The organism is Rhizobium binxianense (genome assembly GCF_028994275.1).
GTDB lineage: Bacteria > Pseudomonadota > Alphaproteobacteria > Rhizobiales > Rhizobiaceae > Rhizobium > Rhizobium binxianense.
Genome location: NZ_CP118713.1, coordinates 3,260,612 through 3,278,017 on the forward strand (window position 1 = coordinate 3,260,612; position 17,406 = coordinate 3,278,017).

Sequence of the window (17,406 nt, forward strand, 5' to 3'; positions counted from 1 at the left end):
GTTTCAGCCCCTGAATCAGAGGGAATCCTTCAAAATTGCAGCAAAATGCGGATCGAATGCACGACTGATCGGTCCGGCGGCGGCTCCGAGCGCCACCGACCAGGGATCGGCCATGCCCGGCTGCAGGCGCGGCAGCGTCCGGCCGCGCCGTTCGGCGATCGAGGGCAGCAGTGGCCCGATGGCGGCGATCAACCTGTTCACCAGTGCGTCCGGGGCGCTGCCGCAGAGGATCACCGTCTGCGGATCGAAGACCGTTTCGATGAGATGGACGCTCCAGCGCAGGTCTGCTGCCGCCGCTTCGATCCAGGTCTCGATGCCTGGATCGCCCTCCAGGACGAGGTCGTTGATCTGTGCATGCAGGTCGGGATCGGCAGGATCGATCGACAGGTGCTGGTAGAGCGAGGCAAGCGAGGCGCGATGTTCGAGCGGCGTCGATTTGCCGTCGGCAAACAGCAGCGCCATGCCGATCTCGCCAGCGTTGCCGTTGGTGCCGCGGTAGAGTTCGCCGTTCAGAATGAGACCGGCGCCGATGCCGTAGCCGACGAAGAGGCAGACGGCATGGTCGAGACCATGGGCGGCTCCCACCATGCGCTCGGCGGTCGCTGCCGCCGCCGCATCGTTCTGCAGGCCGACATCGAGCCCGGTGCCGGCGGTCAGCGTTTCCAACAGCGGAAACTTCTGCCAGGCCTCCATCATCCAGGGGTCGTCGCCATTGCCGGCGACGCCGAAGGGTCCGGGCATGGCGGCGCCGAGGCCGACCAGCCGCTTTTCCGACTGCTGAACGATCCCGGCAAGCTTTGCACGCACGCCGGCGACGAGATCGAGGATGACCTTCGCCCCTTCCGACGGACCTCCTGTGGGAAGGCCGGCCTCATCGCGCACGAGAACGCTGCCGACGAGATCGACCGCGACCGCCCGCGTCACATGCCGGTCGATCTGCAGACCAATCGCAAAGGCGCCCTCGGGAACGAGTCGATAAGGCGTCGAGGGCTGACCTCGGCCCTTCCTCACCGCCTCTTGCGAACGGACGAGGCCGTCGCGCTCGAGTTCTTCGATGATATTCGACACGGTCTGCTTGGTCAGCCATGTCGCCCGCGCCAGATCGGCGCGTGAAAGCGCACCGTTCATCCGCAAGGCATCGATCATCACGCGCCGGTTATGGGCGCTGGTGCCTTCGTGATTGGTGCCGCTCTTGGCCCGGATCGGCCTGCTGTCATTCATGTGCAATTGCCTCTTGACTCCAATAGAATGTTGAAGAAGTAATAAGTCAAGACAATTGACTTAATAAGGGACCGGAGAGTTCCAGGGAACGCAGGAGGCCGGACAAGGCCCCGACGACGCTCCGAGACGAAAACCGGCACGTGTCCGCGCGTGCCTTCTCGAACACCGATGGCGGAAAGTCTGCCCTCGGCCATGCGTAAATGTCACAAACTGGAGGCTGCAATGCTGAAATCCCTTACCAAGACGCTTCTGGGTGCGGCCTTGATCGGCGCATCCTTTGCACCGCACGCTTTCGCCGAAACGACGCTGAACGCGCTCTTCATGGCGCAGGCCGCCTATAGCGAGGCCGATGTGCGCGCCATGACCGACGCCTTCGCCAAGGCGAACCCCGACATCAAGGTCAATCTTGAATTCGTTCCCTATGAAGGCCTGCATGACAAGACGGTGCTGGCGCAAGGTTCCGGCGGCGGTTACGACGTGGTGCTCTTCGACGTCATCTGGCCGGCCGAATACGCCACCAACAAGGTGTTGGTCGACGTCACCTCGCGCATCACCGACGAGATGAAGAAGGGCGTACTACCGGGCGCCTGGACCACCGTGCAATATGACGGAAAATATTACGGCATGCCGTGGATCCTCGACACCAAATACCTATTCTACAACAAGGAGATCCTTGAAAAGGCCGGCATCAAGGCGCCGCCGAAGACCTGGGACGAGCTGACCGAGCAGGCAAAGACGATCAAGGACAAGGGCCTGCTCGCCACGCCGATCGCCTGGAGCTGGTCGCAGGCCGAGGCCGCGATCTGCGACTACACCACGCTTGTCAGCGCTTATGGCGGCGATTTCCTGAAGGACGGCAAGCCGGCCTTCCAGACCGGCGGCGGCCTCGATGCGTTGAAATACATGGTCTCCAGCTATGCCTCCGGCCTGACCAATCCGAATTCCAAGGAATTCTTGGAAGAAGACGTCCGCAAGGTCTTCGAAAACGGCGATGCCGCCTTCGCTTTGAATTGGACCTACATGTACAACATGGCCAACGATCCGAAAGACAGCAAGGTCGCGGGCAAGGTCGGCGTCGTGCCGGCGCCGGGTGTTACCGGCAAGAGCGAGGCTTCGGCCGTCAACGGCTCGATGGGCCTCGGCATCACCTCGGCCAGCAAGCATCCTGATGAGGCCTGGAAATACATCACCTTCATGACCTCGCAGGCGACGCAGAATGCCTATGCCAAGCTCAGCCTGCCGATCTGGGCGTCCTCCTATGAGGACCCTGGTGTCACCAAGGGCCAGGAAGAGCTGATCTCCGCCGCCAAGATCGGCCTTGCGGCCATGTATCCGCGCCCGACGACGCCGAAATATCAGGAGCTCTCGACCGCGCTGCAGCAGGCGATCCAGGAATCGCTGCTCGGCCAGTCCTCTCCCGAGGACGCGCTGAAGTCGGCCGCCGACAATAGCGGCCTCTGAGCAAAGCACGAAACCCCGGGCGGCGCCGGCCGTCGCCCGGTTCGATCTCGATAACCTGTGAATGAAGAAGGGGCGCCTTGATGTCGGGCACTTGGCTGACAACCCGCGCGTGGCTTTTGATGCTGCCGCTTCTCGTGGTCATGATATCAGTCATCGGCTGGCCTCTGATCGATACCGTCGGCCTCTCCTTCACCAATGCCAAGCTCGTCGGCACGCAAGGAAACTTCGTCGGCATCGACAATTACGCCAAGATGCTCTCCGGCTCGAATTTCCAGCGCACGCTGATCACCACCGCATGGTTCGCGATCGTCTCGGTCGCCGCCGAAATGGTGATCGGCGTGCTTGCTGCCCTGCTGCTGAACCAGCAGTTTCGCGGCCGCACCGCGCTCCGCGCCCTGATGATCCTGCCCTGGGCGCTGCCGACCGTCGTCAACGCCACGCTCTGGCGGTTAATCTACAATCCCGAATACGGCGCGCTGAATGCCGCGCTGACCCAGCTCGGCCTGCTCGACGCCTACCGCTCCTGGCTTGGCGAGCCGGGCACGGCGCTGGCCGCCCTCATCGTCGCCGACTGCTGGAAGAATTTTCCGCTGGTGGCGCTGATTGCGCTCGCTGCCTTGCAGGCCGTGCCACGCGACATCACCGCCGCCTCGCTGGTCGACGGCGCCGGCGCTTTCGCCCGCTTCCGCTTCGTCATCCTGCCCTATCTCGCCGGCCCGCTGATGGTGGCGCTGGTGCTGCGCACGATCGAAGCCTTCAAGGTCTTCGACATCATCTGGGTGATGACCCGCGGCGGCCCGGCCAACAGCACCCGCACCCTGTCGATCCTCGTCTATCAGGAAGCCTTCTCCTTCCAGCGGGCAGGCTCGGGCGCATCGCTGGCATTGATCGTCACGCTGCTGGTGACGCTGCTTGCTGCCGGCTACGCCGCTCTGGTGCGTAAAACCGCCGGGAGTGCGGCCTGATGGAACGCCGGAGCCCGCTCTTTTCTGTCTTCATTCATCTCTGCGCCCTGCTGCTTGCCGCCGTCATCCTGGCGCCGATCCTGTGGCTGTTCATCATGAGCATCTCGCCGGCCGCCGACCTTGCCGCAAAGCCGCTGCGCTGGTGGCCGCAGACGGTGGATTTCTCTCGCTACGGCGTACTGCTCTCGACGCTCGAAAACAGCGCCGGCGCCGCCTTCACCTCGTCGCTGCGCAACAGCATCGAAGTGGCGGGCATGGCGACGATCGCCGCCATCGCGCTCGCCATTCCGGCCGGCTGGGCGGTGTCGCGCACGCCCTCTGTGGGATGGTCGCTGTCGATGGTCATCGCCACCTACATGCTGCCGCCGGTGGCGCTCGCCGTGCCGCTCTATATGGGCCTTTCCCATCTCGGATTGCTGAACAACGTCTTCGGCCTTGCCCTCGTCTATCTGACCATCCTTGCGCCCTTCACCACCTGGCTGATGAAATCGGGCTTCGATTCCATCCCGCGCGAGATCGAATCCGCCGCGATGATCGACGGCGCCGGCCTGTTCCAGACATTGCGGATCATCACGCTGCCGCTCGCTGCCCCCGTGGTGGCGACGTCGAGCCTGTTTGCCTTCCTGCTGGCCTGGGATGAATTCTTCTATGCGCTGCTCTTCACTTCGGACCAACGCGCCAAGACGCTGACCGTCGCCATTGCCGATCTCGCCGGCGGCCGCGTTTCCGATTACGGACTGATCGCCACGGCAGGCGTGCTCGCCGCCCTGCCCCCGGTGCTGATCGGTCTCGTCATGCAACGCGCCCTGATTTCCGGGCTCACCAGCGGCGGCGTCAAGGGATGAAGATGACAGAAGAAACAATCCGGCCGGCCGGACTTGCGGCGATCGACCGCGAAATGGCGCGCCAGCATGCCGATGCGATCGCCTCCTATGAAGCGGCCCAGCCAATGGCAGCCACGGCCGCCGCTTCGCTGAAAAAGACCGGCAGGTTGCTGCTCATCGGCATGGGCGGCTCGCATGCCGTCAACCGCGCCGTCGAGCCGCTCTACAGGACGCTCGGCATCGATGCCGTCGCTTTGCCGTTGTCCGAACAGCTCGGCCAGCCGCTGCCGATCGCCGGCAGGACGATCTTCGTCACCTCGCAATCCGGCGAAAGCGCCGAGGTCGTGCGTTGGTTCAACGAGACCGGCGGCACGCAGGAGACCTTCGGCCTGACGCTCGAAGGCAGCTCTTTCCTCGCAAGAACCGCCCCGTCGCTGGTCGGCGCCGGCGGCACCGAGCTGGCTTTCGCCGCAACCCGCAGCCTGACGGTGACCTTCGCCCTGCATCTCGCGATCCTCGCCGCCCTCGGTGAAGATCCGGATGCAGCGCTCGCAGTCCTCAAGACGCCCGAAGACCACGATATCGCCGATGCCCTCGCCGCACTCGAAAACGTCGGGACGGTCGTTACGTCGGGACGCCGTCTGCAAGGCGTTGCCGAGGCGTTGGCGCTCGGATTGACGGAGCTGTCGCGCCGCCCCTGCTTTTCGCTCGAAGGCGGCCAGTTGCGCCATGGACCGATGGAGATGCTGGCGCCGGAGATCGGCGTCGTGCTCTTTCGCGGCTCGGACGAAACGGCCAGCCTAGTGACTGTTATGGCGACATCCGCCGTCGAGACCGGTGCCCCCGTCATCCTGTTCGACGCATCCGAGCAAGCACCGGTCACCGGCGCAGTGACGATCCGCTTTGCCCCGGCAACCGGCCTTGCCGCGATCTTTGCCATGCTGCCCGTCGCTCAACGGCTGATGATCGCCTTTGCCGACGCCCGCGTGGAGAATGCCGGAACACCGGTCCGCTCCACCAAGATCACCCGGAGCGAATGAATGCGGCCGCTTGCAGTCATCGGCAACGTCAACATCGACCTGATCCTTGGACCGGCCGCCCCCTGGCCAAAGGCCGGGACGGAAATCATCGTCGATCATGACGAGTTACGGGTCGGCGGAGCCGCCGGCAACAGCGCGCTCGCCTGGCAAGCGCTTGGCGTCGAATTCGAGATCGCCGCCAATATCGGCAGTGACCAGTTCGGCCACTGGCTGAGCGAAGCCTTCGGCCACCGTTCCGACAAGTGGCCGGTACGTCCTGAGAAAACGACGCTCTCCGTCGGCATCACCCATCCGGACGGTGAACGCACCTTCTTCACCACGAAGGGCCATCTGCCGCGCTTCAGCCTGGCAGATGTCTTCGCGGTCATCGAGGGCGAGAGACTTCAGGGCGGTTACGCCCTTCTCTGCGGCTCGTTCCTGACCGACGATTTGACGAGAGAATATGGTGCCTTCTTCGACTGGGCCGACAGTCATGGCATCACCGTCGCGCTCGATACCGGCTGGCCGCTCGACGGCTGGACAGACGAGAATTGCGCCGCGACACGCGCATGGCTCTCCCGCAGCGGTATCGCGCTGCTGAATGAGGTCGAATCGACGACGCTTGCCGGCATTGCCGATCCCGTCGAGGCCGCACGTCACATCAGGTCGCATATGCCAAAGGGTGCGATCATCGTCGTCAAGCGCGGCCCGGACGGCGCTCTCGCGATCGGGCCGGACGGCCTGTTGGTTTCGGTAGCGGCACCCGTTGTCGAGGTCGTCGATACGATCGGCGCCGGCGATGTTTTCAACGCCGCCTTTCTCGCCGCACTCGCCAGCGATGAGCCGCTGATTTCTTGCCTGGAGGCGGGAACCGCAGTCGCCTCGCGCGCCATATCCACCCTTCCCCGCAACTATGGCAGCCCGTCATCTCCTGAGGAGCCTGTGCGATGAGCGCACTCGAAATTCAGAACATCCGCAAGACCTATGGCGAGGTCGAGACGCTGAAGGGCATCGACATCGCGCTGGAAAGCGGCGAATTCCTCGTGCTGCTCGGCTCCTCCGGCTGCGGCAAGTCCACGCTCTTGAACATCATTGCCGGCCTCGCCGAGGCGACGAGCGGCGATGTCAGGATCGGCGGCCGCTCGGTGCTCAGCGTGCATCCGAAGGACCGCGACATCGCCATGGTCTTCCAATCCTATGCGCTCTATCCCAACCTGACGGTGCACCGGAACATCGGCTTCGGCCTGGAAATGCGCAAGGTCCCGGCGCCGGAACGAGACAGGGCAGTGCGTGACGCGGCCAAGCTCCTGCAGATCGAAAAGCTGCTCGACCGCAAGCCGAGCCAGCTTTCCGGCGGCCAGCGCCAGCGCGTTGCGATCGGCCGCGCGCTGGTGCGCAAGCCTGAGGTCTTCCTCTTCGACGAACCGCTCTCCAATCTCGACGCCAAGCTGCGCATGGAGATGCGCACCGAGATCAAGCGGCTGCATCAGATGCTGAAGACCACGGTCGTCTATGTCACCCATGACCAGATCGAGGCGATGACGCTTGCAAGCCGCATCGCCGTCATGCGCGACGGCCGCATCGAGCAGTTGGGCACGCCGGAGGAGATCTACAATCATCCGGCAACGCTCTATGTCGCCACCTTCGTCGGCGCGCCGCCGATGAACCTGCTGGAGGCGACGGCGCGGGACGGTCGCCTGGCGCTTTCAGGCTCCGATATCAGCCTGCCCCTGCCCGCCCGTTTCCGCGAGACGGCCGGCAATGGCCGCGACCTTATCCTCGGCATTCGTCCCGAGGCGCTTCGCACAGACGGCACCGGCCCGTCGATTGAGGCAACCCTCGAGGTCGCAGAGCTGACCGGCCCGGAACTCGTTGTCACCGCCCTTACGGGAAATCAGCGGTTGACGGCCTGCCTGCCGCCGCGCACGCCGATCCGCGACGGTGAGAAACTCACCCTCTTCTTTGACGAGGAGGCAATGCACCTCTTCGATTCGGAGACTGGTCTCAGCTGCTGCCGCTAACGATAAGAAACGGCCTGTCGCGGGCCGACCGACCCATCGGTCGTCAATTCGCCGCGTCGACGGGTTTCCGCTTGTAAACGTGAATATAGTCGACGAGCAAAATCGAAGGGTTCGGCGTTTCATCGATCGGCCAGCCCGAGCCGAGCGCCAGATTCACCAGCGGATAAAACGGCATGTGGAACTCCTTCGGCGTGTCGAAGCTCCAGATGAACTGACGGTCAAGGTAGAAGCTCGTCTTGTCCGCTTGGATATCGACGCCGTAGGTGTGATAATCACTGTTCAGAATTCCGTCCTGGACGGTTTGCCAATGGCCACCAGTGGTGTTCTGGCCGCCTTGGCTCTGACGCCAGATATGGAAGCCCATGCTGAATTCGTAGGGCGCGCGTCCATAATATTCCAGGACGTCGATTTCGGCGGTGTATTTCGACCGGTCGAGCCCGATGAGCCAGAATGCCGGCCACACGCCCTTGCCCGGCGGCAGCTTCATTCTGGCTTCGAAATAACCGAACTGCTGCGAAAAACCTTCCCCCTTCGGGTTCACCGACGAGAGCAGCCCCGAGCGCCATGTGCCGTCGGCCTCCTTGCGCGCTTCGATCTTCAGAATTCCCTGACCTGTGGTAAACGGAAAGCCGGGAGCCGGATCGGTGAAACGGGCATCACCGAAGTCGCCGTTCCAGGGCGTATGGGCGATCCAGCGGGAGCTTTTCTCTCCCCAGGCCGAAACGTCGAGACTGTCGAAACTCTCCTCGAACGTCAGCTGGTATGCGTTGATATTGAGCGGTTCCTGGGCCACACTCGGTCGGCCCGGCAACGCCCCCAGACCGAGAACGACGAGCAAACCCAAAACCTTAGAAGATATTCCGTAACGCATCCCGCTCCTCCGAAAACGCCAAACCAATCGTTGGACTGCACTTGTCTCGATCATGAAGTGAGAACCCCGTTTCGTCGCGGCATGAGCCTTTGGACGACGATGGTCTCGATGCCGTCGGGTCTTCCCAGAATCTGCCACACGAGCAGCGCGAAAGCCCAGAAGATCGCCACTGCCGCCCCGCCGCAAAGCGCCAGGCCGACGACAAGGTTGAGGCCGACAGGCATGGCGGCGAGCATCGGCTCCGCCCAGACCAGGAAAGCGATCATCGGCAAGCTCGCGGCCAGCGGCCGGCAAAACGAATTCAGCTGCGCGGCAAAACTCGCGCCGATCAGCCGCCGCGTGATGACCAGCGATGCGCCATAGGCGACGAGGACTGCCACGATCCGCGCGCCCAGCGCCCCCGCCACCTGAAAATAGGCGATACCCAGGACGGTGAGCGGAGCCCTGACGGCGAACTCGACAAACATCCTGAGAGCGACATAACGGGTATTGTTCATCACCATGGCCAATGGCGGCATCATGTTCGTGGGAAGGCCAAGCAGGCTGACAAGGCACAGCCATTGCAGGATCGGCGCGGACGATACCCACTTCTCACCGACGAGAATCCGTACGGTCGGCTCGGCGAGAAGGGCAAGCGCGATGAGAATGGGCGCCGCGACGAAGGTGATCGCATTCGTTGCCTTGAGATAGGCGGCAACCAGGTTGCGGCGGTCTTCGACAGTGGAAAATGCCGCCATCAGCGGACGCAGCAAGGGCCCGACGAAGGTCTGATATGGAATACCGGCGATATTGTCGGCGACGCTGAAGGCGCCGAAGGTCGACAGACCGGTAAAACGCGGCAGCAGCAGCCGGTCCAGCTGCCAATTGATCGAATTCAGCACCTGCGACACAGTATTCCAGCTGATCATGTCCTGAAAATGCTTCCATTCGGAAAGGCTGAATGTCGGTCGCATCGGCGCAAAGACATAGGACGTGATCATCGCCGCGGTCGGGCCGGCGACCGCTCCGATCGCCAGCCCCCAATAGCTGCCTGTTGCCACAGCTACCCCTACCCCGAACAGCAATGTCGATCCCTTGGCGATGAGATCGAGCGCGAACTCGCGTTTAAAATCGAACCGCTGCATGAAAAGAACCATGCGCGGACTGATCGTGCTGCGCATGGCAGGCGCGATCGAGAGAACGGCGACAAGGGCGAAAAGCCGGGAATCGTCGTAGATCAGCGCCATCGGCCAGGAGATGATCATCATCAGCAGGCTGATGGCGAACCCCCTCAGCAGGCTGAGAGTGAAGGCCGTGGCAAACATCTCGTTCGAAGGCGACGGCTGGCGCATCAGGGCCTGCGTCAACGGCAGATCCAGGATCGCCTCGACGATGACCAGGACCGAGGTCGCGATGGCGACCAGGCCGAAATCCGCCGGGCTCAACAGCCTTGCCAGGACAAGCAGGCTGACGAAATCGAGCATCCGCGCCAGGAATTTTCCGCTGATGGTCCAGATGCTCGCCGTCGCCGTCCTCTCAGATACGCTTGACATGATCTATTTAACTATTCCTCGTCGAGGGTTTGAGATGGCTTCGGTCGCAGCGGCGGGGCAGCGAGCTCCGCTCCTTCCCGTCAACCCGCCCGTCTTCTGAAGACGTCTGCGGATCGGTCGCCGTGGCTGGACAGCTGTTGCTCGATGAGACCGGACAGACGATCGCGGAATACGGCGGAGGAGAATTTCAGCGAGTGCGCGCGGATTGCGTGCGGATCGATATCGTCCTCGACCTCCTCGAATGCGGCCATCGTTTCCAAAAGGGCTTCCGTCGTCTGCTCAGCGAAGCGAAAGCCGACCTGCGGCGACGACACGGTTTCCCTGGCGCCGCCGGCGTCGAAGGCCAAGACCGGCCGCCCGGATGCCATGGCTTCCACCGGCAGGATGCCGAAATCCTCCGTGCCCGGAAACAACAGGGCGCGGCATCGTGACAGGTGGTCGCGCAGCACGTTGAAGGGCTGATGACCGAGAAACTCGACGGTCGGTCCGGCGATCGACTTCAGATAGGGCAATTGTTCGCCCTCGCCGATAACAACCAGCTTTCGCCCGGCCTCGGTGCAGGCGCGCACCGCAATATCCGGCCGCTTGTAGGTGGTCAGCTGTCCGGCATAAAGGTAGAATTCGCCTTTCCCTTTCCCCACCGCAAAATCATCGGTGGCAACGGGCGGATGGATGACGATGGATTCCCGGTCGTAGAAGCGGCGAATGCGGCTTGCGACATAATCGGAGTTGGCAACGAACACATCGACGCGCGAAGACGTCGTCACGTCCCAGGCGCGCAGCATCGGTGCGGTAATCGACATCAGGGCGCGGCCTACCCAGGGAAGGCCATGGCGATAGACATGGAACTGATCCCAGATATAGCGCATCGGCGAATGGCAGTAGCAGACATGGAGAGCGTCGGCGCGCGTGATGATGCCCTTGGCAGGCCCGGATTCGCTCGACAGCACCAGATCGTAATCCTGCAGATCGAACTGCTCGAGCGCGAAGGGCATCAGCGGCAGCATCTTGGTATAATGCCGCTGCGCGCCGGGGATCTTCTGCAGGAAGGAGGTGCGGATGTTCCGCGTCTTCAGAAAATCGCTGATGCGATCCCGGTTGCAGACCAGGGTGAAAATATCGGCCTGCGGAAACATGCGGCACAGTTCTTCGACGACCTTCTCGCCGCCTCGCATCGAAACGAGCCAGTAATGCACGATAGCGACGCGAAGCTGCTTGGCTTCGCCTGCGCTTCCGGCCGCGGCGACGCGTCTTTTCGCCATCACAGGCGCATCGCCGAGAAAGGCTCGCGCGTCGGGAAGAGAGGTTGTTGCTTTAAGGGTCAACTGAATACTCCTTGTCTCGCCGCACCGTCTGTCAGTTCGGCAACCACATTCGTCGAAATCAGGCTGTGATATTCGGCAAGAAGCGCGTCGCGCCATTCCTCGTGTGTCGAGGCGAGATCCGGCGACTTCAGGAAAGCCCGCTCGCTCATGGCGCGGACCTCTTGCCTCGACATCTGGCTAAATCGCGCCAAAGTCTCGGCAAAGGCGCTTTCGTCGGCCGTATCGCAGGCAAGCGCCATGCCGGCTCTTTCCATTTCCTCGGCGAGAAAGGCGCTGCGCGACATGATGACGGGCAGACCGCTCCTGGCCGCTTCGATAGCGACGAGACCGAACGGCTCGGGGTAGCGCGAGGGCATCAACAACGCCCGCGCCTGGCGGATGGTCGGGCCGATCTCCGCATGCGACTGCCAGCCGACGGCCCTGACGTGATCTCCCGACGCTCTGACCAAAGGCATCAGCGGTCCGTCCCCGATCACGCAGAGCCTGGCGCCGGCTCTGCGCGTGGCAGCTATGGCGTCCTCGACGCCTTTCTCTTCGTCCAGTCGACCGATAAAGACAAACTCGTCGTTGGCCTCAGCCTCGATGCGTTTGATCGAGAGGGGCGCGACGGGATTGCGGATCGTCGTCAGCCGTTCGGGCCGATACCCGGCGCCGACGAGAAAACTCGCCATCTTCTCGTGCAGCAGGATTATCCGGCCGAAATCGGCCTGATCCTTCAAGAGCCGGAGGACATTGGAGCCGCGGGCGACCCGCCATAATTTGTGCGAATAACTTCTCTTGTCGCAGGCCGTCGCAATGCAGCTTCCGCCGAGCGGACGTCGAAGGCAGATCTCCTGCGCCTGATAGTCGAAGAAGGCGCCGTTGGGGCAGGCCGTGAAGAAATCATGCGCGTGAACCACGCATCGTCCGGCGACCGGCGCCAGCGCCTTGAAAATCGCGGGAGACAGGATCTGGTGCCAGCCATGCACGTGGTAGACGGTGTTGGCGGTATCCTTCGCAGCAATCCAGTTCGCCACCATGCGGACGGCGGCGCCGTTGTGAATGCCGGTGACAAAAGCCTTCGCACGCTCGGCGCTGAGCAGGTCGCGGCTGTTCAGTCCGACCATCGAGACGCCGAGCGCGACAAGCTCCGCATTGGCGGCGTCGTCCCCGCAAATATAAGTCACGGGGATGTCGAGCCCGCGAAAAAGCTTGGCAGACAGCACCGCCAGGCCTGTCGCACCGCCTCTGGCCACCGAATAGTCGTCGATGATGACCACACGATCGATCTTTGTCGTGCCGAGGCCGGGAAAGCGGCCGAGGCTTGCCGTGGATCGGATGGCTTGGGAAAGCGACGGGCGCATCACTTCACCGAAACCGCGCCGTTGGCACAGGCCTCCAGCGCCTTGCGGTTGAGAATGCGGATCTTGCCCTGCCCCCCGTCGATGATCTTGCCTTCCCGCAAGCGCCGCAGGCATTGATTGACCTTCTCGCGCGACGCCGGCAGCGTTGCGGCCAGATCGTTTTGCGAGATGATCAGCTCGTCCCCGCTGCTTGCCGCGTCTTTTCCATAAACAGCAGACAGCCGCAGCAGCGTGCTGGCCAGCCTCGACTGCAGGCTCGACGCCGCATTCGCAATGATCCGGAGCTCAAGCTCCGAAATACGCGCCAGCGCCCTGGAGAACACCTTTTCGCGAAAGCAGGGATCGCTGGCATACATGTCGCGCAACAGGCGGCCCTCGAAGAAATGCAACTCACAATTGGAGCCAGCTCGGTATTCGAGGCTCAGTGTCTGCCTGCGCAGAACCTCGAGCTCGCCGATCAGACCTGATTTCGGGATGATCTCGACGATGAATTCCCTGCCGTCGGGCAGCATCGTGCTTGCGCTGACCACCCCCGCATGCACGCGAGCGAACATATCGATCAGGACGCCGGCTCCGGCGATGACCTCGCCGCGCCGGAAGCGCCGGACGCTCGACCGGCAGGAAAGGAATTCATCGTCGAGCACTATGCGGCTGCCGAGATGAATGCCGCCGCTAGCCGAAACCGCCGCCTTGCCGATGCCGGCCCTGCGATCTGATGCGTGTGTCACCCCATCCATGCGCATAACTCCGAGTACTCGAATGACCATAGGCAATGCTGCACTGCATCATTTAAATCACCTTAATATGCAAGTCAAATAACATCGCTGATATATGTGGTAAAGACGAAGTCTACATTGAGTTTAAAAAGAAAAAATATATCAAATCTCGAAATCAAAAACTCGGAGCGACCAAAGAACAATCGTATTCTTGAATCAAGCGTGCCCATCAAAAAGCCTTATGCATTAAAAATAAGCAATAATCGAAGTGATGATATCAAAAACACAAATGAATTTTAGTTGTTTAATCACCTCTAATTAGGTTAGATCGCGATTTAGAATGATAATAAGTTAATCCAGGCGCGGGCAAAATTCTCTTCTGCCGTTTTAGTAGCATAAAGAATTTATTAAGGATTATGACCTTGGTAACAGACAACCAGAGTGCGGCGCAGCAAAGTTTGAACGGTTCTTAATCGGAAAGTTTTGGAGACCCCGATGGCATGGGAAGCACATAGTTTCGAAGCATGGTCACGTGCCGGGCAGTCTGCGAAAGGCGGCGGCCTCCATGCCTCCCAGCCTCGTGCGGCAGGCAGATCCTCCAAGCGCGCGCTCGATTTCCTGATGGCGATCACCGCCCTGATCCTGCTTTCCCCGCTTCTGCTGCTCGTCGCAATGATCGTGAAGCTCTCCGACCGCGGCCCGATCTTCTATTCCCATACACGCATCGGTTTCGGCGGCGTGCCGTTCGGATGCCTCAAGTTTCGCACGATGAAGACCGATGCGAGCGCTCAGCTTGCCGAATTGCTGGAAAACAATCCGGCGGCGCGAAGCGAATGGGAAGCGACGCGCAAGCTGAAGGATGATCCGAGGATCACGGCCGTCGGCGAGATCCTGAGGCGATCGAGCATTGACGAGCTTCCCCAGTTGTTCAATGTCGTACGTGGCGAAATGAGCCTGGTCGGCCCCCGGCCGGTCACCGCCGAGGAATTGCCGCGCTACGGCGAGCATATGTGGGCCTATATGGCCGTTCGTCCTGGACTGACCGGTCACTGGCAGACCAGCGGGCGCAACGATGTCAGCTACGAGCATCGGGTTTCCCTCGACGTTCACTACATCAACAACTGGTCGCTCGGCCGGGACTTCGTCATCATCGCCAAGACCATTCCCGCTCTGTTTACGCAGCGTGGCTCCTACTGAGCTTAAAGGGGAGAGCTGCCGATCATGCCCGACATCGGAAGACACGTTCCTCCCCCGTCCCTTCCAAGCTGCAAGTACCTGGTCACCCGGTACCTGGTTACTCCGTGATATCGCCATTTTGGATTAGGACAACATGACCTCAAGCACGATCTTCAGTGGTGTTTCTCCGCTATCTCTGCCTGCCGCAACTACTGGCGGGAATTCGCCGCTGACATTGCGGGATATGCTCTTCTTTCTCAGGATGCGCTGGCTGTGGATCGTGGCGACGACGATCGCCTTCGTCGCAGTGGCAGGGAGCTACCTGCTGACCGCCGACCCGACTTTCGTTGCCAGCACGCAGCTCGTGATTTTCCCCCAGGTGAGCGGTTCCGAAGCACAGAGGGCTTTCGCGGAAGACGCATTCATCGAGGGGCAGCTGGAAATTGCCAGATCCAGCGATGTCGTCGGTGGAACGGTAAGGGCGCTTAGCCTCGATGCCGACCCTGACTTTGTCGACCAGACGCCTTCGCTGCAGGACAGGGCGAAGAACTGGTTGATGGGGATCTCTTCGGAACCGGATGTATCTCAGGAAACGGCAGCCGCAGCAACGCATGAAAGACGACCGCAGACGGAGCAGGAGCGGATTTACGACCGGGCGATCGCCACGCTGGCGAACATGGTGGGAATACGCCGGATCGGCAGTTCGACGATCATCGAGATATCGGCTGCGGCGTCGACCCCTCAGAAGGCCGTCGACATCGCCGACACGCTCGCCAAGCAATATATCCAGAAGAATATCTCGATGAAGGCCAATGCCTCCCGGCAATACAGCGAATGGCTGGAGAAATTCGTCAGCGAGCAACAGCGTGGACTGGCCGAAGCTGCCAGCGCCCTGGCCAGCTTCACCAGCAATCCGCGCGATCAGTTCAAGCTTGCCGAGTTGCAGAGCGCGACGGATGCTCGCCGCACCCTCTATGAAAATACCTTGAACCAGCTGACCGAAGCCAGACAGCGCATCACCTACCCGGTATCCGACGCCACGATCGTCTCGCGGGCCACGCTGCCTCTTTCCAAGGCCAGACCACGCAGCGCGCTTGTCTTAGCCTTTGCGGCGGCGGTTGGCCTCGGCGCCGGCCTGGCGCTCGCCATGATAAGGCATGCCGGCGATCGCCGGATCGTCCGCCCCCATCAGATCGCGGAAGCCGCTGGTTTGTCCTCGGTCACTCTGCTGGAGACATCGAAGCTGACCCGGAATGGACACTCCCGGCGTTTCATCGCCGCCGGCACGGGCAGCAGCACCGCAGCCGCCTATCCCGTTATTCCAGGCATGGCGGAACTGAGCGCAACTGTCGTCGGTCTTCGACGCAAGCGCCGGGTCGTCATTGGGATCGTCGCCGTCAATCCCGGCGGCGGGGCCTCGACCATCGCATGCGAACTTGCCGTGCTGTCGTCGATCTCAGGGGCTCAGACGCTGCTGATCGATGCGGCCGCGCAGAAATCCTCGCTCAGCAAATCGATCGCGCCCCATAGCTCCACGGGCCTTGTCGATATTCTCGACAATGGCGAACTGATCCAGGCGGCGGCATTGCCCCTCACCCCGACGCTGAAATTCCTTCCCCTCGGCAAGGTCGAAGCGGTGACGCCGGCCATTCGCCTGAGTTCACGCCGCACGCAGTTGAGCTTCGCCGACCTGAAAAAGGAGTTCGACGCGATATTCGTCGACATTTCCGCATTCTCCGCTTCGCCGGATGCCAATGCGATTGCGCCGGAGCTGGACGGAGTCCTCGTCGTCACCTCGCACGGGCGCACCTCGATCGACGACACCATGCGCGTCATCGATACCCTGCGCAATGTCGGCGCCGAGATCCTTGGCGTGATCATCAACCATGCACCGAAGAGAATGCAGTCATGACCTCGACTTCGGCAGGAGCAACCAGACAGGACGACTCGGTCAGTTCGACGTCTGTTCCTTGCGGCCCTGAAGCCATGGGCGCGCGCGAGCGCCGCCCATGGCGAATTGCCGTGGGGATCGCTTCGGCAGCCCGCCCGTCGATATTGCGGGAAACGGTCGATTATCTCCTGAGCCTGCCGAATCAGGCGGAGCGGCTGATCGTCTGCGTGCCCGTGATCGACGATGCCGCCGGGCTCGCCGAGCGCCCCGACGTGGAAGTCATCGTCGGCAGCCGCGGCCTGACCTCCCAGCGCAACAGGATCATCGAGGCCGCTGCGGCCGATACGGATATTCTGATCTTCCTGGACGACGACTTCATCCCCGCCGCGACCTTCCTGTCGCGGATTGCCGCCGTCTTTGCGGCAAAGCCCGACGTGGCGATCGCCACCGGCGAAGTCCTGGCCGACGGCGTTCTCAACGGCGGCCTCAGCATGTCAAAGGCCCTGCAGGTTCTGGAAACCGCCGGCGAAGGCGCCGAAAAGGTGACGGAGGTCTATAACGCCTACGGATGCAACATGGCGGTTCGCCTCGCATCCGTTCTCGAGCACGAGCTTACTTTTGACGAGCAGCTGCCGCTCTATGGCTGGCTCGAGGATGTCGATTTCAGCCGGTCCATCGCCCGCTACGGCAGGTCCGTGCGTGTCGAAGGCGCCCGCGGCGTGCATCTCGGCGTCAGATCCGGGCGCCAGCCCGGCCGAAGACTCGGTTATTCGCAGGTTGCCAATCCTGTCTATCTGATCCGGAAGGGCACGATGTCGAAAGGCCGTGCAATCGCACAGATCGGCCGCAACATCCTGGCGAACGCGTCGGGCCTGTTGTTCAAAGACCGCCTGGTCGACCGTTGGGGACGCTTGAACGGCAATGTGCTGGCGCTGTCCGATCTTCTGATCGGCCACGCCTCTCCGTCCCGCATTCTCGAATTCGGCAATCCGTCGCCGCGCGAGATGCATTCCCCGTCGATCGCAACGAAACGGAGATAGA

The 17,406-nt window shown here is 61.9% G+C and carries 15 protein-coding genes; 9 read left to right on the top strand and 6 right to left on the bottom strand.

Features of this window, described 5'->3' with window-relative positions:
• Positions 1-15 precede the first annotated feature (15 nt).
• Positions 16-1,221, bottom strand: coding sequence for an ROK family transcriptional regulator (locus PO860_RS16120; protein ID WP_272781768.1), 1,206 nt, complete (start codon positions 1,219-1,221; stop codon positions 16-18).
• Positions 1,222-1,443: 222 nt separating this feature from the next.
• Between PO860_RS16120 and PO860_RS16125 the strand changes: the two genes are divergently transcribed.
• From PO860_RS16125 to PO860_RS16150, 6 genes are all read left to right on the top strand, one after another.
• Entirely contained in the window at positions 1,444-2,682 is a 1,239-nt protein-coding gene (locus tag PO860_RS16125) for an extracellular solute-binding protein (RefSeq protein ID WP_272781767.1), read from the top strand.
• A gap of 80 nt (positions 2,683-2,762) precedes the next feature.
• Positions 2,763-3,647 (top strand): carbohydrate ABC transporter permease, encoded by an 885-nt coding sequence (locus tag PO860_RS16130; protein WP_183607753.1) that lies wholly within the window; start codon positions 2,763-2,765, stop codon positions 3,645-3,647.
• On the top strand, positions 3,647-4,492 hold the full coding sequence (locus tag PO860_RS16135) for a carbohydrate ABC transporter permease (protein ID WP_183607752.1): 846 nt from the start codon (positions 3,647-3,649) through the stop codon (positions 4,490-4,492). The genes PO860_RS16130 and PO860_RS16135 overlap by 1 nt, the downstream gene beginning before the upstream one ends.
• Positions 4,489-5,511 carry an SIS domain-containing protein gene (locus PO860_RS16140; protein ID WP_272781766.1) on the top strand — a complete coding sequence of 341 codons (1,023 nt, stop codon included), beginning with the start codon at positions 4,489-4,491 and terminating at the stop codon, positions 5,509-5,511. Before PO860_RS16135 ends, PO860_RS16140 begins: the two co-directional genes overlap by 4 nt.
• The gene (locus PO860_RS16145) at positions 5,512-6,441 is read left to right on the top strand and encodes a PfkB family carbohydrate kinase (RefSeq protein WP_183607750.1); all 930 of its coding nucleotides are present in this window, start codon (positions 5,512-5,514) and stop codon (positions 6,439-6,441) included. It abuts the gene before it with no gap.
• Positions 6,438-7,511, top strand: coding sequence for an ABC transporter ATP-binding protein (locus tag PO860_RS16150; protein WP_183607749.1), 1,074 nt, complete (start codon positions 6,438-6,440; stop codon positions 7,509-7,511). The genes PO860_RS16145 and PO860_RS16150 overlap by 4 nt, the downstream gene beginning before the upstream one ends.
• A 43-nt stretch (positions 7,512-7,554) precedes the next feature.
• Here PO860_RS16150 and PO860_RS16155 read toward each other — a convergent pair whose 3' ends face one another.
• From PO860_RS16155 to PO860_RS16175, 5 genes are all read right to left on the bottom strand, one after another.
• A complete protein-coding gene (locus PO860_RS16155) occupies positions 7,555-8,382 on the bottom strand; it encodes a glycoside hydrolase family 16 protein (RefSeq protein ID WP_183608331.1) in 828 nt (275 codons plus the stop codon).
• 50 nt (positions 8,383-8,432) lie between these two features.
• Positions 8,433-9,914: a lipopolysaccharide biosynthesis protein gene (locus PO860_RS16160; RefSeq protein ID WP_275037897.1), complete on the bottom strand. Its 1,482-nt coding sequence runs from the start codon at positions 9,912-9,914 to the stop codon at positions 8,433-8,435.
• An 80-nt stretch (positions 9,915-9,994) separates the two neighbouring features.
• Positions 9,995-11,239, bottom strand: coding sequence for a glycosyltransferase family 4 protein (locus tag PO860_RS16165; protein ID WP_183607747.1), 1,245 nt, complete (start codon positions 11,237-11,239; stop codon positions 9,995-9,997).
• Complete coding sequence (locus PO860_RS16170) at positions 11,236-12,582, bottom strand: glycosyltransferase family 4 protein (RefSeq protein ID WP_273882304.1); 1,347 nt, start codon at positions 12,580-12,582, stop codon at positions 11,236-11,238. The genes PO860_RS16165 and PO860_RS16170 overlap by 4 nt, the downstream gene beginning before the upstream one ends.
• Entirely contained in the window at positions 12,582-13,319 is a 738-nt protein-coding gene (locus PO860_RS16175; RefSeq protein WP_183607745.1) for a Crp/Fnr family transcriptional regulator, read from the bottom strand. Before PO860_RS16175 ends, PO860_RS16170 begins: the two co-directional genes overlap by 1 nt.
• Positions 13,320-13,793: 474 nt before the next feature.
• Here PO860_RS16175 and PO860_RS16180 point away from each other — a divergent pair, with 474 nt between their 5' ends.
• The 3 genes from PO860_RS16180 (at position 13,794) to PO860_RS16190 (ending at position 17,405) form a co-directional block, all read left to right on the top strand.
• Positions 13,794-14,495, top strand: coding sequence for a sugar transferase (locus tag PO860_RS16180; RefSeq protein WP_272781764.1), 702 nt, complete (start codon positions 13,794-13,796; stop codon positions 14,493-14,495).
• Between the two features lie 133 nt (positions 14,496-14,628).
• A complete protein-coding gene (locus PO860_RS16185) occupies positions 14,629-16,386 on the top strand; it encodes a tyrosine-protein kinase domain-containing protein (protein WP_273882305.1) in 1,758 nt (585 codons plus the stop codon).
• Positions 16,383-17,405 (top strand): glycosyltransferase family 2 protein, encoded by a 1,023-nt coding sequence (locus PO860_RS16190; RefSeq protein WP_275032214.1) that lies wholly within the window; start codon positions 16,383-16,385, stop codon positions 17,403-17,405. The genes PO860_RS16185 and PO860_RS16190 overlap by 4 nt, the downstream gene beginning before the upstream one ends.
• Position 17,406: the final 1 nt, after the last annotated feature.